The organism is Paenibacillus sp. FSL W8-0187, from assembly GCF_037969755.1.
Taxonomy (GTDB): domain Bacteria; phylum Bacillota; class Bacilli; order Paenibacillales; family Paenibacillaceae; genus Paenibacillus_AQ.
In genome coordinates this window covers 5,043,932-5,060,903 of record NZ_CP150206.1, presented here as the reverse complement: position 1 = coordinate 5,060,903, position 16,972 = coordinate 5,043,932, and the positions used below count along the sequence as shown (strand labels likewise).

Here is a 16,972-nt window from a genome sequence, read left to right as displayed (position 1 = left end):
CAGAAAAAACCTCCAATTAATTTAAAAAGTTTCTAATTTCCAGAATAACAAATGTATAGCATTAAACTACATAGACGAGTAGTAATTTCAATATTAAAAATGAGAATCTAAAACATGCTGAAAGTATCGAAAGCGACCCCTAGGTAGGAGTTTTTATTTTGAAGTAGTGGATTAGTTGTATGCCTAAATACTTCCATTTTGTAGTATGATAAGTTATAGCTCATAGGGCTTATCAGGGTGTGTTCAAGAATATAACCTATGGCATGAAATAGCACTTTATTTTTTGAGGAGGTTTAAAAATGAAGTTTTGTCTTCCTCTTGGTGACACTAATTTTATTGCGCTAGTCAATGCAGATAAATGTAAGACATTTGTAGATGAAGATTGGGAATTTGCAATTCTATAATGCTGATAATGACGAACATATTGGTGGCGATAAAATAAATATGTTAATGAATTCTAATGAAATATCAAATTTTGAAGCTAATGCAGATAAAGTAATTTGGTGCAGCTATATTCACTACATACTTCTAGATGATGATAAGGAGATGAGAGCATGACAACAAACACCACCGCGGAACAAATCCGAATTATCGAATATGACCCTTCCTACGCTGGGGCGCTCACTGATATGTGGAACCGCAGCAACGAAAGTTGGGGAGGCGGCACCAGGCAGAGAACGGAGGACGCTGTTCGCCGGGAGATGGAGATTTCGTCCAATCTTCATGCGTTTCTCGCCGTCGATGGTAAGGAGGTTGTCGGCTTCTGTAGTTTCGCCCACTACCGCCATGACGAAGGGGCCCTGTATGTGCCGCTGTTGAATGTTCGGCCCGATTATCACGGCTACAAGGTCGGCCGTAATCTGATCTTGAATGCCGTCCGCAAGACAGTTGAAGCGGGGTGGCCACGCCTAGATCTGTTTACCTGGGCAGGCAACACCAAAGCCGTGCCGATGTACAAGAAATGCGGGTTCTTCTGGGAAAAAAATGATGATTACGTCCACCTGATGAACTTCATTCCGACCATCTTGCAAACCGAAGCGCTCGCTCCTTATTTTGAGGAGCTGGATTGGTATGCAGACAGCACCCGCGAGCTCGTCATCGAGCCGGATGGCCGCCGGGAGCGCGGCTTCGATTTCTTTGAATACACCTGGGGTAAGGGAGATCTCTCCGTGCGAGCGGAATTCGAAAAGTCCGGTCGCGGGCTGACCGCTCTCGACACGCCTGATTATGCAATCTCCACCGAAATCGACGATCACGATCTTGTGTTCGGTTCTGCCTACAAGGTTCGCTATCGAATCAAGAACCGCTCGGCTTCCGAGCTGGCGATTGAGATCAATGGCCAGGACGACAAGAATATCCGTTTTGCGCTGACTGCTGCACAAACGATCGCTCCGGGAGAGACGGTCATCGTGGAGGGGGAATTCGAGATTAACCCGGTCCGGGAAGAACTGAATGACAAGAAGACCCATCCCGTTGTCAAGAGCCAATGGGTTATCGGTGGCAAGCGAGCCGAGTTCCGAATAGGCATCGCTCCGAAATTCCCGGTCAAGATGAAGACGGCGCTGCCAGTCAAGGAGCTTTATCCGGGCATTCCGGCCGAGCTGTATCTGAACGTGGAAAACCATTTTGCCTCGGAAGCGGAGTTCGCTTTTGAATGGCCAGAGGATGAATGCGTGGAATGGGCCGATCGTATCGTACGCTTCACACTTCCAGCTAAAGGAAAAGCCTCTGTCCCGGTATCCTTCATCTTGCGGTCCTACGGACTCTACTCGCGAGAGGTTGGGGTGACGGCAGTTCCGGTTGATCAAAAGGCGGTTTCCTTCACAAGCAAGCTGTCCGTCCTGATGAAGGGAACACACGGCCGTTTCGGTGGGGAAGATGGTGAACAGTGGGTCGCCGTGAACGGTGCATTCTCCCTCCATCTGAGCAAGCATGATAATAACATGTGGATCGATTATCCAGGATCCCACCACAGTTTCTGGTGGAACTATCCGAAGCTGGGTAAGCCGTTTGCAGAAGAATTCTCCAAGAAGCAGGCCAAAGAAGTGAAGATTTACTCAGAAGGGGAGAGTCAGGTACTTGAAGCCCTTTACGAGTCGGAAGACTTCCCCGGCCTGGAGATAAAGTCGGTGGCCAAGCTGTTCGCAAGCGGCATCGCCGAGTTTTATCACGAAATCTGCAACACCAGCAGCAAAGGGCTGGAAGAGAACATGTATCTGCTGACGAATTTCGGTTTCTTCGGCAACAGGCTCATCCTGCCATACCAGGGCCATTATGTGGACATGGGCGATGCTTACTCCAGCGATCCGGATCATTGGGACAGCGCCCAGATCACGGAGAACTGGCTGTTCAGCAAGGAAGAGAACGTCGGTTGCGGCATCTGTTGGGACCCTTCCCTGAAGCTGCTTCGCCCGGAATACCCGCTTGGTCTGGAGCATGATCTTGGCCGAATTTCTGGCGGAGCCGTCGTGCGGACGAAGACGACCGTGTTTGCTCTAAACACCTTCGCCAAGTGGTGGGATTTCCGCTGCTTCGCCCGGAAGCTGCGGAACCCGGTCGTACCGATGCTGGACGATCATCTCGAACTGGCGCTTGGCGGCGGAAATCCGTTCTTGGCTGGGCCGCTGAATGCAGAACTTATCGAAAGAAAGATGGTTCCGCTCGCCGGTAGCTTGGAACTGTATGTGCAAAACGGTGAGGAACCGGAGCGGAAGGTTGCCGACATGAAGTTGCAAAAGGAGCAGGACCTTCGTTCTGCGAGCTTTGAGTACTCCCCTGGGGAAAAGCAAGACCCGGAAAATGGCGAATCCGGTTGGAAGGCCCGTGCCGTCTATCGCGGCGAGGATTGGGTTCAGGAGCGGTCGGCTCTCTGGCTTCCCCAAACGGAAGCAGCCGTCGTTTGCGGGCTGGAGGAAGGAGCGGCAGGTCCCGTGTACACAGTGAGCAACGGGATTCTCTCCATAGCGGCTTCCCCTGGCTTCGGCAGCGTCGTGCATTCCCTGAAGCACCAAGGCGAAGAATGGTTGGACAGTTCGTATCCGGAAGCTGCCCCGCGTTCCTGGTGGAATCCCTGGTACGGCGGACTCGGCGTGGACATTCCCGGCATGAGTGGCTTCAGTCGACAGCAGGAGCCGAGAAGTGCGACATGGGCGGAGCGGATGGATGTGCACGGCAACGTCTGGAAGGGACTCCGAATGACCACTGTCATCGAGAAGCAGGAAGCGAATCGGGGGATCACGATCGACCAGCATTACCTTATGCTGCCTGGTGTCCCTGTTCTCTGCGTGCTGCATTCGGTGACCAACGAAAGTGGCCTGGTTTTGCCGCATTATTCGCTCAGGGATGATAATTTCTTCAAGCCTTCACCAGTCTTCTCCGAAGGATGGATGGAAATCCCCGGGGAAGGAAAGTTCCTTCTCGGGAAGCTGGAAGCCGAGCTTCATTTCAAGGGACTCTTGCGAATAGGCGCTGTTTCTCGACAGAACATGCTGCATATAGTGAATAGTTATCACAATCAGAGTTCATCAGCGTATGTGAACAACAAGGTGTTTAGTCACGATGTGAATCACCATCTTTCACTTCTGAATGGGAAAACCGCCTGGACACAGCCGACTTTTCTGATCTTGGGTCGAATCGATCTGAATTCGGAGGATGTCCGTGACCTTCAGAAGCTGACCTTTACCAATCCTGCCGACGAAAAGGAGATCTTACATGCCGATCATTGACATTCATATTCATCTGTCGGACATCGACAGCTTTCATCAAACAGCGATTGATCAGTCCAAAGTCGATTACACCACTGCCGGACTTAAGGCGGAGTTTGACAAGAACGACGTCATTCTCGGTATTGGAATGGGCGTCACGGAGCAGACCAAGGGAGCCTTTCCTGATTCCAATTCACCTAATCCGATGGGTCTTGACCTGCAAGAAAGCGTTCCACCGTTCCTAATGGAATGCGTCGGCATCAATCCGAACATGCTCACCGGCAAGCACGCCCTAGAGGAGCTCGATAGGATTGAAGCTCGTCTGCAAGTTCCCGAGGTGGCGGGAATTAAGCTATATGCTGGGTACTACCATCATTACGTCTATGACAAAATCTACACGCCGATTTATGAGTTGGCTGCCAAGTACGGCATGCCCGTGGTGATTCATACCGGCGATACTTACTCGATGAACGGATTGCTGAAGTATTCGCATCCGCTTACCGTAGATGAATTGGCCTACCAGCAGCGCGGCGTGAACTTCATGATTTGCCATTTGGGTGATCCCTGGGTGATGGATGCCGCCGAAGTGGTGGCTAAGAACCCGAACGTCTACGCCGATTTGTCCGGACTTGTCGTCGGAGATCGGCCCCATTTTGAACGGTTCATGAACGAACCGCTGTTCATGGACCATTTTCGCCGGGCGCTGGTGTACTGTGATCATTACGAGAAAATGTTGTTCGGAACCGACTGGCCGCTCGCACCGATCGACCTGTATGCGGAATTCGTTCGCAGGCTCGTGCCTGAGCAGCATCATGAGAAGGTATTCTACCAGAATGCCATTGGACTATTTCCGCGTATCAGGCAGCGGATCGCGGCGCTCTGAAAGCATCGGCGACGGCAGTTAGACCGTCCTACAGCGCGAAATTTCTCGAAACTACCGGGTAGAGGCCGCTCTAGAAAGTGCAGTGAAACATGGAGACTACAGCGTGATGGAGCGCCTTCTTCTTGTTCTTTCTAGCCCCTACGCACACTCTCAAGAACAGGTTGATTGCTCCACACTACCTGCATTATCACCCCATCCTTACCGGACGATTTACGGTACTTGAAAACTTCATGTGAATCAATTGTTCTAGGAACTTTTACCGTCAGGGTAGTTTTTTGTTTGGAAAGAAGATAGTTTATATACTGGGGATAGCCTCGATTTATGTTTAACTGTAACCACAAAGGTCGCAGGCCATAATTCCAAACGATGATTTCTTTTTCTGCAACATTTTTTTTAATTATGGCATCAGCACGAAGCAGTGGAAAGGATGAAACGATTCCCGAGAAGCGAATGCGGTCGCCTTTGTCCCCGAATTTCTTCCTTGACGAGAACCAATTCAAGAAATTGGGGACAACACCGATGGTAGGAACGATTCGTACGTGGAGCGTCTCACAACACATAAAGAGGAGAAACCTACCCCTTCCGGGTATCTCGGTACTTGGAAGGGGATTTTCCCATGATTTTTTTGAACAGCCGCGAAAAGTAGTAGGGATCTTGGAAGCCGAGACGGTGGCTGATCTCCTTGACGCTCTGGCCGGTCAGGTCCAGATGCTGGCAGGCCCGCTGAATTTTGAGCCGCAGATAGTAATCGATGGGGGAGTAGCCCGTCGCTTCCTTAAACCGGAAGGTGAAGTGCGGGATGGACAGATTGGCGTAGGCCGCCAGCTCCTTCAGGCTCACATGGCCCTCCAGATGCTCGGTCATGAACCGAAGCGTCTGCTCCATGTCATGCTTGTTATGCTGATCCAGCCCCCGCTGCGGTTGGAGCCGGGCGAGGCGGATGACGGCCGCCAAGTGGCCGGCGAGCTGCGAGACATGGATGATATGGTTCAGCGTATACCCTTTTTGCAGCAGCTCGTAACTTTCCTGAAACAGCTCCACGATGCTCCTTGACTGGTCGACCGGAAGGACGGCGGGTTCGGCTGCGTCGGTAAAGCCCTCGAACAATAAACCTGCATGCTTTCCCTTCATATGCCACCAGTAAATGCTCCAGGGATGAAACTCCGTTGATGCATATTCATGCGGCGTATCCGGCGGGATGACGACCGCCTGCCCCTTGAGCAGAGAATAGGTTTTGCCGCCGTTCAATCGGTACCAGCCTTCCCCCTCCACGCAGTAGATCAAGATGTACGCGCCGCTGCCCTCCGGGCGTTCCCGGTAGTGATGAAGCGCACGCGGAAAGTACCCGATGTCGGTTACGTGCAGCGGTTCCACAAGCGGATGCCGGGCCGCTTCTTTCATAATATGATCCGGGAGGACGATGATTTTCTGGGATTCGAATCCGTCTGGTTTTCGTATGGTATCCATAGCTTTACTATGAATCGGAACGGAAACGTTGTCAACCTGATTGAACGCTAGAAAAACAGAATATAATCCATCCTGAACATGATATCGTCAATGGCTCTGCGTGCAGACGTGCTTATAAAATAGAGACATGAAGCAGCCAATGCTGATACCAATGGAGGGATGCCGAATCATGACAAAACAGCTGCAAGTGAGCGTACGGGAAGAGACCGTAGAGATTCCCACGTATGAAGTGGGGAAGCCGGACCTGAACCCGATGTTTTTGGAGAAACGCGTGTATCAGGGGAGCTCTGGGCGTGTCTATCCGCTGCCGGTCATCGATAAAATTTACGATGAGAAAGTAGTAAAGCCCTACCGGATCATTTTCCTTGAAAATGAGTACGTGCAGATTCAGATCATGCCGCAGATAGGCGGCCGCATCTACCGGGCCATCGATAAAACCAACAACTATGATTTTGTATACCACAATCAAGTGATCAAGCCGGCTTTGGTTGGCCTCGCAGGACCTTGGATATCCGGGGGAATCGAGTTTAACTGGCCGCAGCATCACCGTCCGAACACCTTTGGCGAAGTAGAGTGGAGACTTGAGGATCGTCCGAATGGCAGCAAGACGGTATGGGTTGGCGAGATCGACCGGATGTACGGCACAAAGGTGTCTACCGGCTTCACGCTGCATCCAGGCAAGGCGTATCTGGAAATTCATGCGCAGATGTACAATCGGACCTCAGAGCCGCAGACTTTTCTGTGGTGGGCGAATCCGGCCGTAGCGGTCAATGATCATACCCAGTCCGTATTTCCGCCGGATGTTCACGCGGTGTTCGATCATGGGAAACGGGACGTGTCCAAATTTCCGATCGCAACCGGCACGTATTATAAGCAGGACTATTCGGCGGGCGTCGATATTTCCATGTACCGCAACATTCCCGTTCCGACATCCTATATGGCCTATCATTCGGATTATGATTTCGTCGGCGGATATGACCATGGCTTGAAAGCGGGGATTCTGCATGTCGCCAATAAACATATATCTCCCGGCAAAAAACAGTGGACATGGGGGCACGGCGAATTCGGCCAGGCCTGGGATCGCAACCTGACTGACGAAGACGGCCCGTACATCGAGCTCATGACTGGCGTGTATACCGATAACCAGCCTGACTTCACCTGGCTGGCGCCATATGAGGAGAAAAGCTTCAAGCAGTACTTCATGCCCTATAAAGACATCGGGCTCGTGAAGAATGCGTCCATTGACGCCGCCGTAAATCTCGAAGTCCACGGCCGCAAGGCCGTAGTACATGCTTATGCAACCTCGGTTATCGAAGAGGCTCGCATTTTGGTGACCAGAGCGGGAAGTACCTACTTGGATCGAAAGGTCAAGCTGTCGCCAGCCGATACCTTTCAGGCAGAGATCGAACTGGACGCGGGTATGAGGGAAAAAGATTTGCGGGTCGCGGTATTCGCTGCGGACGGCAAGGAGTTGGTCGCTTACCAGCCCAAGCCGCGTACCTTGGAGCGGACACCGGACCCGGCCACGGCGATTGGCAAGCCGGAGGACCTGAAGAATACCGAAGCGCTGTTCTTGGCAGGGCAGCATCTGGAACAGTACAGGCACGCAACCTATGAACCGGAAGCCTATTATATAGAAGGTCTTCGGCGCGATGCCGGAGACGTCAGGCTGAACAATGCCTATGGTTTGCTCCTGCTGCGCAGAGGGTGCTTTACGCAGAGTGAGACTTATTTTAAAAAAGCCATTGAAACCTTGACCCGCCACAATGCCCGGCCCTATGACAGCGAACCGTTCTATCATTTAGGCAAAGTCTTGAAGTGGCAGGGCCGTTCGGATGAAGCGTACGCTTATCTGTACAAGTCGGTCTGGTCGGGGGCTTGGCAAGGCGCCGGATATCTGGCTTTGGCCCAGATTGCCTGCGAGAAGCGGGAATATGAGGAAGCGTTCGAGCTGATCGAACGATCACTGGCTGCCCAGTATCGGAATTATAAGGCGCGGCATCTCAAGAGTTTCGTCTTAAGAAAGCTGGGACGCTTGGCGGATGCGGAGTCATGGCTTGAGGAAACGCTCAAGCTGGATCCCATGGATGCGGGCGCGATGAACGAGCTGGCAGCCGTATATCAAGAACAGAAGCAAGAGGATAAAAGCCGGCGGGCTTATGAATCGCTTGCCCAGCTCCTGCGCGATGATCCGCACAATTATATCGCCTTGGCTCAGGACTATGCGGAAGCAGGCCAATATGCCGACGCTTTGGATGTGTTGCAGCGCATCGAACGCCTTACAGGGCCTACCGTATATCCGATGGTTTATTACTATCAGGGCAGTTATTTAATGAAGATGAACCGAGCGGAGGAGGCAGCTGCTTGTTACCGATTGGCCACAGCGGCCGATCCGTCGTACTGTTTCCCGAATTCCCTGCATGATTACGCGACGCTGAAGCAGGCGCTCGCCCTACACCCTCAGGATGCGAAGGCTTTGTACTACTTGGGGAATCTGCTGTACGACAAGAAGCGCTACGATGAAGCCACAAGCAGCTGGGAAGCTTCGGTCGCTCTGGATGGCAGCTTCGCTACGCCGCATCGGAATCTGGCGCTCGCTTACTATAACAAGATGCAGGACCACGACCAAGCATTGGCATCCCTGCAAACCGCCTTCTCGCTCAATCCGGCGGACGCCAGGGTCTTCTACGAGCTGGACCAGCTGTATAAAAAGCTTGGTCATGCTCCGGCCGATCGCTTGAAAGCGATGGAGGAGCACATGGAGCTGGTCGAGCAGCGAGATGATTTATATCTGGAATATTTGACGCTGCATAATGCGCTGAATCGTTATGAGGAGGCATTGGCATTGATTCTGAAACGCAACTTTCACCCATGGGAAGGCGGCGAGGGAAAGGTACCGGCCCAGTATGTGTTGGCCCGGGTGGAGCTAGCGAAGCAGCTGCTTCAGGAGCATCGCTACGAGGATGCCGTAGAGCAGCTGCTTGCTGCCAAGCAATATCCGCTCAACATCAATGAAGGGAAACTCACGGGAGCGCAGGAGAACAACATCGATTATTACCTGGGCTGCGCATACGAAGGGCTCGGTCGGTCTGATGAGGAGGAGGCGTACTTCCTGAAAGCTTCCGAGGGACTGGATGAGCCGACCAGCGCGATGTATTACAACGATCAGCCGCCGCACATGATTTTTTATCAAGGGGCTGCGCTGCGGAGACTGGGCCGAGAGAATGAAGCCCGAAGCCGGTTTAACAAGCTGATCGATTACGGGGAGAAGCATATATTCGAGCCTCAGAGCATTGATTACTTTGCCGTCTCGCTGCCGGACTTTCTGGTGTTTGATGAAGATCTAGACCGAAGAAACGAAAATCATTGCCGCTACATGATGGGACTTGGGCATCTTGGTCTCGGTGACCGGCAGTCCGCGGAGAAGCTGTTCCGCGAGGTGCTGCAACTGGAGTCTCACCATCAAGGAGCTGCGTTGCATTTGGCGCTTTGCAAGACGTTGATGTAAAAGGTTGACACTTTATTCTCAAGGGCCGTTATGAACGGTCCTTGAGCATTTGTGCATTCTGTGTGTTGCGTTGACTACAACGGAGGAGATGACGATGATGATCTGGAGCAAAGGGATGCTGGATGGATATGAGGTTTGGACCGGGTGCACGGAGGTTATGGAGATGGTTCTGGTGCCTGAACTCGGAAGCAGGGTCATCTCGCTTCGCAATCGCATAACAGGCCGGGAATGGCTAGCGCAGCCTGCAGGAGTTCTGGAAACGAACGGGTATGCAAGCTCTTTCGGACAGCGGGACGGCAGCGGCTGGGACGAAATGTTTCCAACGATCAATGTCTGCCGGTATCCTGCGTATCCATGGGAAGGAACGGAGCTTCCGGATCATGGCGAGGTATGGTCCATTCCATGGAAGGCGCACATCGAGCAGGATCAGCTTCACTGCAGCGTGCAGGGAATCCGAATTCCCTATCAGCTGCGCAAAACCTACTCCTTCCCTCGTGAAGATACCCTGCGGATCGATTATGCCGTTCATAATTCGAGTCCGTTCCCATTTTCTTTCCTGTGGGCAGCACATCCGTTGTTTCAAATCGATGAAGGCGCAGAGATTATCGTTCCCAACGAGCTGAGGGAGATCATCGTATCGTACTCGGCGAACGGTCGATTGGGAGAATTCGGCGATATTCGGAAATGGCCGCAGCCATGGGATGAAAACCCCAATATCAGCTTGAATCGAACAGGCAGCAGGCTTGAAGCATCGGCGGAGAAGTTTTATTTTGCAGGCGAGCTGCCTGAGGGGCAAGCTTCCATTTACGATCCGGTTGCGGGAGAAGGACTCCGCATGACATTTCCTAAAGAGCAGGTGCCTTATTTAGGGATATGGGCGAATTACGGCGGCTATCAGGGACAGTATCATCTTGCGCTGGAACCAGCGACGGGGCTGCTCGATGATCTCTCGTATGCCATGCATCGTCAGGCAGCGGCCGAAGTGCCGGCCGGCGGCACGTATACGTGGTACCTTGAGATTAGCTGGATCGACGGACAGAAGAACGAAGTGAAGTCTACTTGATGGAAAGTGAACCGACAAACGCTTAAGCATAAGCCAATTCACGAATGCGCTGGTTGGGATTGTCCGTAAATAGTCCCCCATGATAACAGATCACCTTATGGATGTCATAATGAGTGAGCTTTTGCAACGAAAGCTTGGCTGACGCCATGTCATATGTAGTTGCCGGATCCGGCCCGACCAACCGTCCATTGATCACGTTCAGGGCATCTGCGGCAATCAGGGTTTTGCTCGGCATATGATATAAGCTGGTATGGCCCGTGGTGTGGCCCGGCGTATGGATCACGATGATACCGCCGCCAAACGGCAGTTCCTCGCCGTCGCGCAAAATGCTGTTCACTGGGGCTGTGGGAGGATTCTCCAGCGTTTGCTTAAACGCATTCCTCCACTCCGGCGGAACATGATCCGGCATCGAAGCCAGCGCTTGTGTAATGGCCTCGGGCGATAATTTGACAAGCCTTGTATCTCCTTCGATATAAGGCTTTTCAATTTCGCTGGCGAACACTTCCGGGGCGTGGTTGCTGTGCTGGATCATGGCCGGTAAACTGCCAATATGATCCAAATCCTGGTGTGTTATAATAATTTTGCTTACATCCTGGACGGAAACCCCGATGTCCGACAGCTGCTCCTGAATAATCGGGAACTGGCCGGGATAGCCGGTATCGATAAGCACCCGGTTCTGATGATCCCATATGAAAGTTGGATGGATCGTTTCGATTCGTCCCATCATGGCTGCGGAAATTTCCAGCATGGCAATGCCTTGATCGATTTGCATGTTACATACCTCCACGTATAAAGGGTTCTTCCCGTGTTTATCTTTCCGGGAGAGATGAGTAGAAGTAGATTATCAAATCAGCAAACTTATGTAAATAGTAAAATTTTATATCATAACATAAAAATAATTATTTGTCAACATTTAATTCGTTGATCAAAACCTCTTTAATATATGAAATGTCCGGCTCGGTATACATAGCTTGACTCCAAGACGTAGACTGCTCACAAGGCTGGATCTCATCTCGCTATTGAGGAATATGTAATTGCTGGTATAATCCTTGAAAAGAGGAAAAGAGAGACGAAGTAGAGAAGGAGAGGGATCAGCAATGAACACGACGATTGAACTGAATAACGTAACCTGGCAACGGGAGCAGAAGACCGTTCTTACAGGCGTGGATTGGACCGTACAGCAAGGAGAGCATTGGGCGGTTCTTGGGCTGAACGGCTCCGGAAAGACAACCATTTTGAATATGATTAACGGTTATATCTGGCCGACCAGCGGTACGGTTTCGGTGCTCGGGCATCGTTTTGGCAGGGTGGATTTAAGAGAATTGCGTAAATCGATAGGCTGGGTCAGCTCCTCGTTGCAGGAAAGAATCCGTCCGAATGAGTCCACGCTGGATGTCGTGATTAGCGGCAAACATGCCTCGATCGGCCTTTATCAGAAGGTGGATGAAGCAGATCGGGAACAGGCTGAGCAGCTTATGAAGGATTTTAATTGCATTCATCTGCTGGGTCGTACATATGAAACCTGTTCGCAAGGGGAGAAGCAGAAGCTGCTGATCGCTAGGGCGCTTATGGCTTCTCCAAGGCTGTTGATACTGGATGAGGCCTGTAACGGACTGGATTTTCTGTCGAGGGAAGCGTTGCTGTCCAGCATTACGGCACTGGCTTCAAAGCCCGATGCGCCGACCCTGCTATTCGTTACGCACCATATCGAAGAAATACTGCCGATCTTCTCGCACTCGTTGCTCATCCGCCGGGGCACAGTATTCGGACAGGGGAGCTCCAAGGATATGCTGACAAGCGGGAATTTGACCTCGTTTTTTGAGACGCCGGTTGAGGTGAGTTGGCAGAACGATCGCGCCTGGATGTCCATTCCGGATTTAAAATGAAGGCTCAAGGCTCGCGAGATATTCATGTCTTAGGAGAGTGACCATTGTGCCAAGTCGAATCATAGCGAATCGAAGGCTGTTCAATCAAGGAATAACAGGTATGAAGCCTGAGAGTCCAGAGCAAGTCGTAAGAGGGCTCGGCGCTGTGCAGGCCCAGGATTTTCATCAAGCGGTATGGGGAATCGGTCTCCGTACACAATCTGCCAAACTGTCCGATGTGGAGCAGGCCATGATCGATCGCAAGATCGTGCTGACCTGGCCGATGCGAGGGACGATATTCTTCGTGCCTGCGGAGGATGCCAAGTGGATGCTGAAGCTGACGGCATCGCGCTTTCACACGCATGATAAGAAGAAGCAGGCCGAACTTGAGCTTGACGAAGATACGCTCCATCGATGCCGCACGATCATTCGCAACGCGCTGAGTGGCTGTACCCGCGTATCCCGTCCCAGACTGATGGAGCTGCTGGAGGAAGCGGGGATCAGCACCAAGAATGGCCGCGGTTATTTCATTCTCGGGTATTTGGGACGGACAGGCATGATCTGTTTCGGCCCGCATGAAGGTAAACAGCAGAGTTTCGTGCTGCTGGATGAATGGGTCCCGAATTCGAGGGAGCTAACGCTTGAAGAATCGCTGGCGGAGCTGGCGCTTCGTTATTTTACAGGCCACGGGCCCGCTACGATTCAGGATTTTGCGTGGTGGGTCGGATTAACGCTGACAGAAGCTAAACGAGGCTTTGAGGCCGTAAAATCAAACCTTCGTTTAGATTTTGTCAACGGCACGGAATACTGGAGCTCTGTCACAACACCGGCCGTGTCCGCTGATACGGATTCGGTGGTTCTGCTTCCGGGTTTTGATGAATATTACTTGGGTTACAAGGATCGCAGCGCGATCATAGAGACAGAGCACGATGCGAAGATCGCTCCCCATCGCAACGGGGTTTTTCAACCGATGATGGTGGCAGGCGGGGAAGTGGTCGGTGTCTGGAAGCGGGAGATCAAGCGCAGCGGCATCGAAATCGCATTTAGTCCGTTTTTGCCAAGGAATGATCGAGAAGAGGAGTTTATGGAAGCTGCCAAGCAGTATAGCGATTTCATGGGAATGCCAATTGCACGAATAGAATGGAACCAAGCTCTCTAAGCTTATTGGCTGAGAGGAGCTCTTAGGAGGAATAGCGTATGGAGTCAATCATGAAGCTGGAATCATTGATTACCGAAATGACAGAGATTGTAACGGCGACTAATGAGGTGGAGTTCAATCTGAAGCTTGCGCCCGATAAATGGTCCAAGAAGGAGATCCTGGGTCACCTTTGCGATTCAGCGGTAAATAACCATATCCGGTTTGTAAAAATTTTGCTGTCCGATTATCCGATTGCCATTCAGGGGTACGCGCAGAATGATTGGGTTCGGGTGAACAATTACCAGGATCAATATGATCAATCGGAAGTGTTGTCACTGTGGCAGCAGATGAACCGGATGATTCTGCGTGTCATGCAAAAAGCCGATTCATCAGATTTTCAGAAAAAATGCGTGCTGCCTGATAAAACGGAGGTCACGCTGGAGTGGTTATTTAACGATTATGTCGATCATATGATCCATCACCTGGAGCAAATCGAGCTTTAATGCCTGTAGTATAAATAGGTGCATGACATGAAACGGAAGGTGTTCCTCGATGTTCAAAGTACTGAATCTCGCCCTCCGATTTATATTGGAATTGATTCTGTTGTTTTCGATAGGTTACTGGGGCTTCCATTTTGGTTCCGGGCTCGTGGCACAGGTCGTACTCGGTATTGGGCTTCCGCTGCTTGCAGCCGTCATCTGGGGCATGACCATCTCTCCAAAAGCAAGGATCAAGCTGCCGCTTGCCGTGGTGTTGCTCATCGAATTTCTTATATTTGCAACCGCGGTGGCATGCCAGGTATCCTCGGGCTTAATAACGTTTGCCATTGTGTTTGCATTTGTGGCTCTGGTGAACCGCCTCATCGTGATAAAATGGAGAATGCAGCCGTAGAGCGTATAGTGCAGATTTACATGGAGATGTACCTAGTGGGAGGTGGATGATACGGCTACCATCGGCCTTATTAGACACGGAATAACGGATTGGAATGTTCAGAATAGGGCTCAGGGACGGAGCGATATTCCTCTTAATGCTGAGGGGAGGCAACAGGCTCAACGAATCGCTGAGCGCTTAAAGAAAGAGTCTTGGGAGATCATCATCTCAAGTCCCTTGATCCGTGCCAGAGCTACTGCGCGGATCATTGCTAAAGAGATCTCTGTGCTTGATATCATGGAAGATCAACGGATTTGCGAGATCGATTGCGGTCATATTGAAGGAACTACAGAGGAAGAGAGACTGGTGTCTTGGGGGCACTCCTGGCGAGAACTGGACTTAGGTATGGAACGTTATGAGGATGTTGCTGAGCGGGGAGCTCAGTTTTTGGAGGAAGTAATGCAAACCTATGGGAATAAGAATATTCTCGTCGTGAGTCATGGTGCCGTCATTGGATTATCCCTGCAAAAACTGCTACCCCAGCGTTTTACAACAACCTATATGAATAATGCCTCCTTAACTCTTCTAACCAAGTCCAACGGTGAATGGAATTGCCCCTTATTCAACTGCACGGAGCATTTATAAATCCTCTAAAAAGGCTGCCTACGTCTGAGAATCAGATGGAGGCGGTCTTTTTGCAGTGGATTCAGGTTTAATTTAAAAGACGAATTAAAGTCACGTCCTTTAGTCGTTCAGGGTGATATGATGATTGTAAGAAAAGCCTATGTTCCGGCTGCTGGATATCCTCAATAACGTAGCGAATGGAAATGCCAGTGTGATCATCTAAAATCCTGCAGGTAAAGGAGAATGAACTTATGACTTTGAAGATCGGTATGATTGGTTTGGATACATCGCATGTCTCCATTTTCTCGAAAATGCTGCATGACAAGACGCATCCCTATTATGTACCCGACGCAAGGGTTACAGCGGCATTTCCCGGAGGATCACCGGACTTCGAGCTTAGTATAAACCGGGTGGACGGGTATACCAAGGAACTTGTTGCGTGGGGAACCGAAATATTGGATTCTCCGGGAGACGTGGCCAAACAGGTCGATGCCGTCATGCTCGAAGCGGTCGACGGAAGGTCGCATCTGTCCTTGTTTCGCGCGATTGCTCCTCATTGCCAAATGGTATTTATTGATAAGCCGTTTGCGGTGAGCAGTAAGGACGCAATAGAAATTGCCGAACTGGCGGAGCAGTTTCAGGTTACCGTTATGAGCAGCTCGTCACTTCGATATGCGCAAGGACTTCAGGATGAACTGGCTCGCGGCGGTGTAGATGATATCATTGGCGTGGACTGCGCCGGACCGCTTCCCCTTCAACCGACACAGCCGGGATTTTTCTGGTATGGAATCCACGCGGCGGAGATGCTTTACCGCGTTCTCGGACCTGGATGCGTAAGCGTACATGTCGCCGCGACGGAGTTGCATGAGGTATTAACAGCGGTTTGGAATGATGGGAGAATCGGGACGATTCGGGGCAATCGCGCAGGTAATGATCGCTTTGGGATGACCATTCATCGCACGGAGGCTAGCAGTTTTGTAGACATTATGGCGCATCCGAAACCCTATTATGCGAGTCTGCTGGAACAGGTCATGAAGATGTTCTCGACAGGTGTCTCGGATGTTCCTTTATCTGAGACGCTGGAGATCATTCGTTTTCTGGAGGCTGCAAATGTCTCTCGCGAGACGGGAGAAACCGTGAGACTGGATGATAACGATCGAACAGGAAGTTAAAAGAATTAACGATATGTGTTAATGGATGGAGGTTATCTGGGAGGTTGCTGCGATCACCCGATAGCCTTTTTGACCTGCAATTATACACAATATTCCCATTTTGACTTCGTTAATTGTATGATAGACAGATTAAGAAAATTCAGCAGCTATTCATTAGCCGTGTGGAGAGGTGGTTTTTATGACGTATCATATTCGGGTGAGACCGACAGCATTGGTTTTTCAAAATGAGCATGTGTTATTGGTCGAGTATGTAGATGAGAACGGAATGCATTACAATTTGCCTGGAGGCGGGGCCGAGCCAGGAGAGTCGATTATAGAGGGCGCTTTGAGAGAATTGTACGAGGAAACCACGCTGGAAGCAGAGGCTGGACCTGTCGCATTTGTGTACGACAATGCTCCTCATAAGCAGCCAGGAAATAACATAACGGACATTCACACGCTATACATCGTGTTTGAATGTTATCCACATGAAGGATCATCCCCGAAACTTCCGGCTGCGCCAGATCCGAATCAAACCGATGTGAAATGGATTCCGCTCGAGCAGCTGGACGACATTATTTTGTATCCGAATATTAAGAAGCACATTAAACAGTATGCACAGGAACGCAGAAATATTGAAATAATCGAAGATTACGTATTGGATAAATATGTTTGAATTCATTTTCACAGGAGACCTCA

Annotated in this window: 13 protein-coding genes and 1 pseudogene; 12 read left to right on the top strand and 2 right to left on the bottom strand. The window is 50.9% G+C overall.

The annotated features are described in order from the left end of the window. Window positions 1-554: 554 nt before the first annotated feature. From MKY48_RS22790 to MKY48_RS22780, 3 genes and pseudogenes are all read left to right on the top strand, one after another. Complete coding sequence (locus MKY48_RS22790) at window positions 555-3,725, top strand: GNAT family N-acetyltransferase (protein ID WP_339290999.1); 3,171 nt, start codon at window positions 555-557, stop codon at window positions 3,723-3,725. Further along, complete coding sequence (locus tag MKY48_RS22785) at window positions 3,712-4,587, top strand: amidohydrolase family protein (protein ID WP_090907997.1); 876 nt, start codon at window positions 3,712-3,714, stop codon at window positions 4,585-4,587. Before MKY48_RS22790 ends, MKY48_RS22785 begins: the two co-directional genes overlap by 14 nt. A 40-nt stretch (window positions 4,588-4,627) precedes the next feature. Beyond that, window positions 4,628-4,810 (top strand): annotated as a pseudogene (locus MKY48_RS22780) (hypothetical protein); the annotation flags it as partial. Between the two features lie 350 nt (window positions 4,811-5,160). Here MKY48_RS22780 and MKY48_RS22775 read toward each other — a convergent pair. Further along, window positions 5,161-6,054 carry an AraC family transcriptional regulator gene (locus tag MKY48_RS22775; protein WP_339290996.1) on the bottom strand — a complete coding sequence of 298 codons (894 nt, stop codon included), beginning with the start codon at window positions 6,052-6,054 and terminating at the stop codon, window positions 5,161-5,163. Between the two features lie 169 nt (window positions 6,055-6,223). Here MKY48_RS22775 and MKY48_RS22770 point away from each other — a divergent pair, with 169 nt between their 5' ends. Together MKY48_RS22770 and MKY48_RS22765 are read left to right on the top strand one after the other, a co-directional pair. After that, window positions 6,224-9,562, top strand: a complete 3,339-nt coding sequence (locus tag MKY48_RS22770; protein WP_339290994.1) for a DUF5107 domain-containing protein — start codon at window positions 6,224-6,226, stop codon at window positions 9,560-9,562. 97 nt (window positions 9,563-9,659) lie between these two features. After that, the gene (locus MKY48_RS22765; protein ID WP_339290993.1) at window positions 9,660-10,625 is read left to right on the top strand and encodes a hypothetical protein; all 966 of its coding nucleotides are present in this window, start codon (window positions 9,660-9,662) and stop codon (window positions 10,623-10,625) included. A gap of 22 nt (window positions 10,626-10,647) precedes the next feature. Here MKY48_RS22765 and MKY48_RS22760 read toward each other — a convergent pair whose 3' ends face one another. Then, window positions 10,648-11,397: an MBL fold metallo-hydrolase gene (locus tag MKY48_RS22760; RefSeq protein ID WP_339290991.1), complete on the bottom strand. Its 750-nt coding sequence runs from the start codon at window positions 11,395-11,397 to the stop codon at window positions 10,648-10,650. A 325-nt stretch (window positions 11,398-11,722) separates the two neighbouring features. Between MKY48_RS22760 and MKY48_RS22755 the strand changes: the two genes are divergently transcribed. The 7 genes from MKY48_RS22755 to MKY48_RS22725 all read left to right on the top strand — a co-directional run bounded on the left by MKY48_RS22755 (window position 11,723) and on the right by MKY48_RS22725 (window position 16,949). Then, the gene (locus MKY48_RS22755; RefSeq protein WP_339290990.1) at window positions 11,723-12,511 is read left to right on the top strand and encodes an ABC transporter ATP-binding protein; all 789 of its coding nucleotides are present in this window, start codon (window positions 11,723-11,725) and stop codon (window positions 12,509-12,511) included. Window positions 12,512-12,557: 46 nt separating this feature from the next. Next, window positions 12,558-13,649 (top strand): winged helix DNA-binding domain-containing protein, encoded by a 1,092-nt coding sequence (locus tag MKY48_RS22750; RefSeq protein ID WP_339290988.1) that lies wholly within the window; start codon window positions 12,558-12,560, stop codon window positions 13,647-13,649. Between the two features lie 38 nt (window positions 13,650-13,687). Then, entirely contained in the window at window positions 13,688-14,131 is a 444-nt protein-coding gene (locus MKY48_RS22745; protein WP_339290986.1) for a DinB family protein, read from the top strand. A gap of 49 nt (window positions 14,132-14,180) precedes the next feature. After that, the gene (locus MKY48_RS22740) at window positions 14,181-14,519 is read left to right on the top strand and encodes a YrdB family protein (protein ID WP_339290984.1); all 339 of its coding nucleotides are present in this window, start codon (window positions 14,181-14,183) and stop codon (window positions 14,517-14,519) included. Between the two features lie 42 nt (window positions 14,520-14,561). After that, window positions 14,562-15,143 carry a histidine phosphatase family protein gene (locus MKY48_RS22735; RefSeq protein ID WP_339290982.1) on the top strand — a complete coding sequence of 194 codons (582 nt, stop codon included), beginning with the start codon at window positions 14,562-14,564 and terminating at the stop codon, window positions 15,141-15,143. A 230-nt stretch (window positions 15,144-15,373) separates the two neighbouring features. Continuing rightward, the gene (locus MKY48_RS22730; RefSeq protein ID WP_339290980.1) at window positions 15,374-16,294 is read left to right on the top strand and encodes a gfo/Idh/MocA family oxidoreductase; all 921 of its coding nucleotides are present in this window, start codon (window positions 15,374-15,376) and stop codon (window positions 16,292-16,294) included. Between the two features lie 178 nt (window positions 16,295-16,472). Continuing rightward, a complete protein-coding gene (locus MKY48_RS22725) occupies window positions 16,473-16,949 on the top strand; it encodes an NUDIX domain-containing protein (protein ID WP_339290978.1) in 477 nt (158 codons plus the stop codon). The last annotated feature ends 23 nt before the right edge of the window (window positions 16,950-16,972 follow it).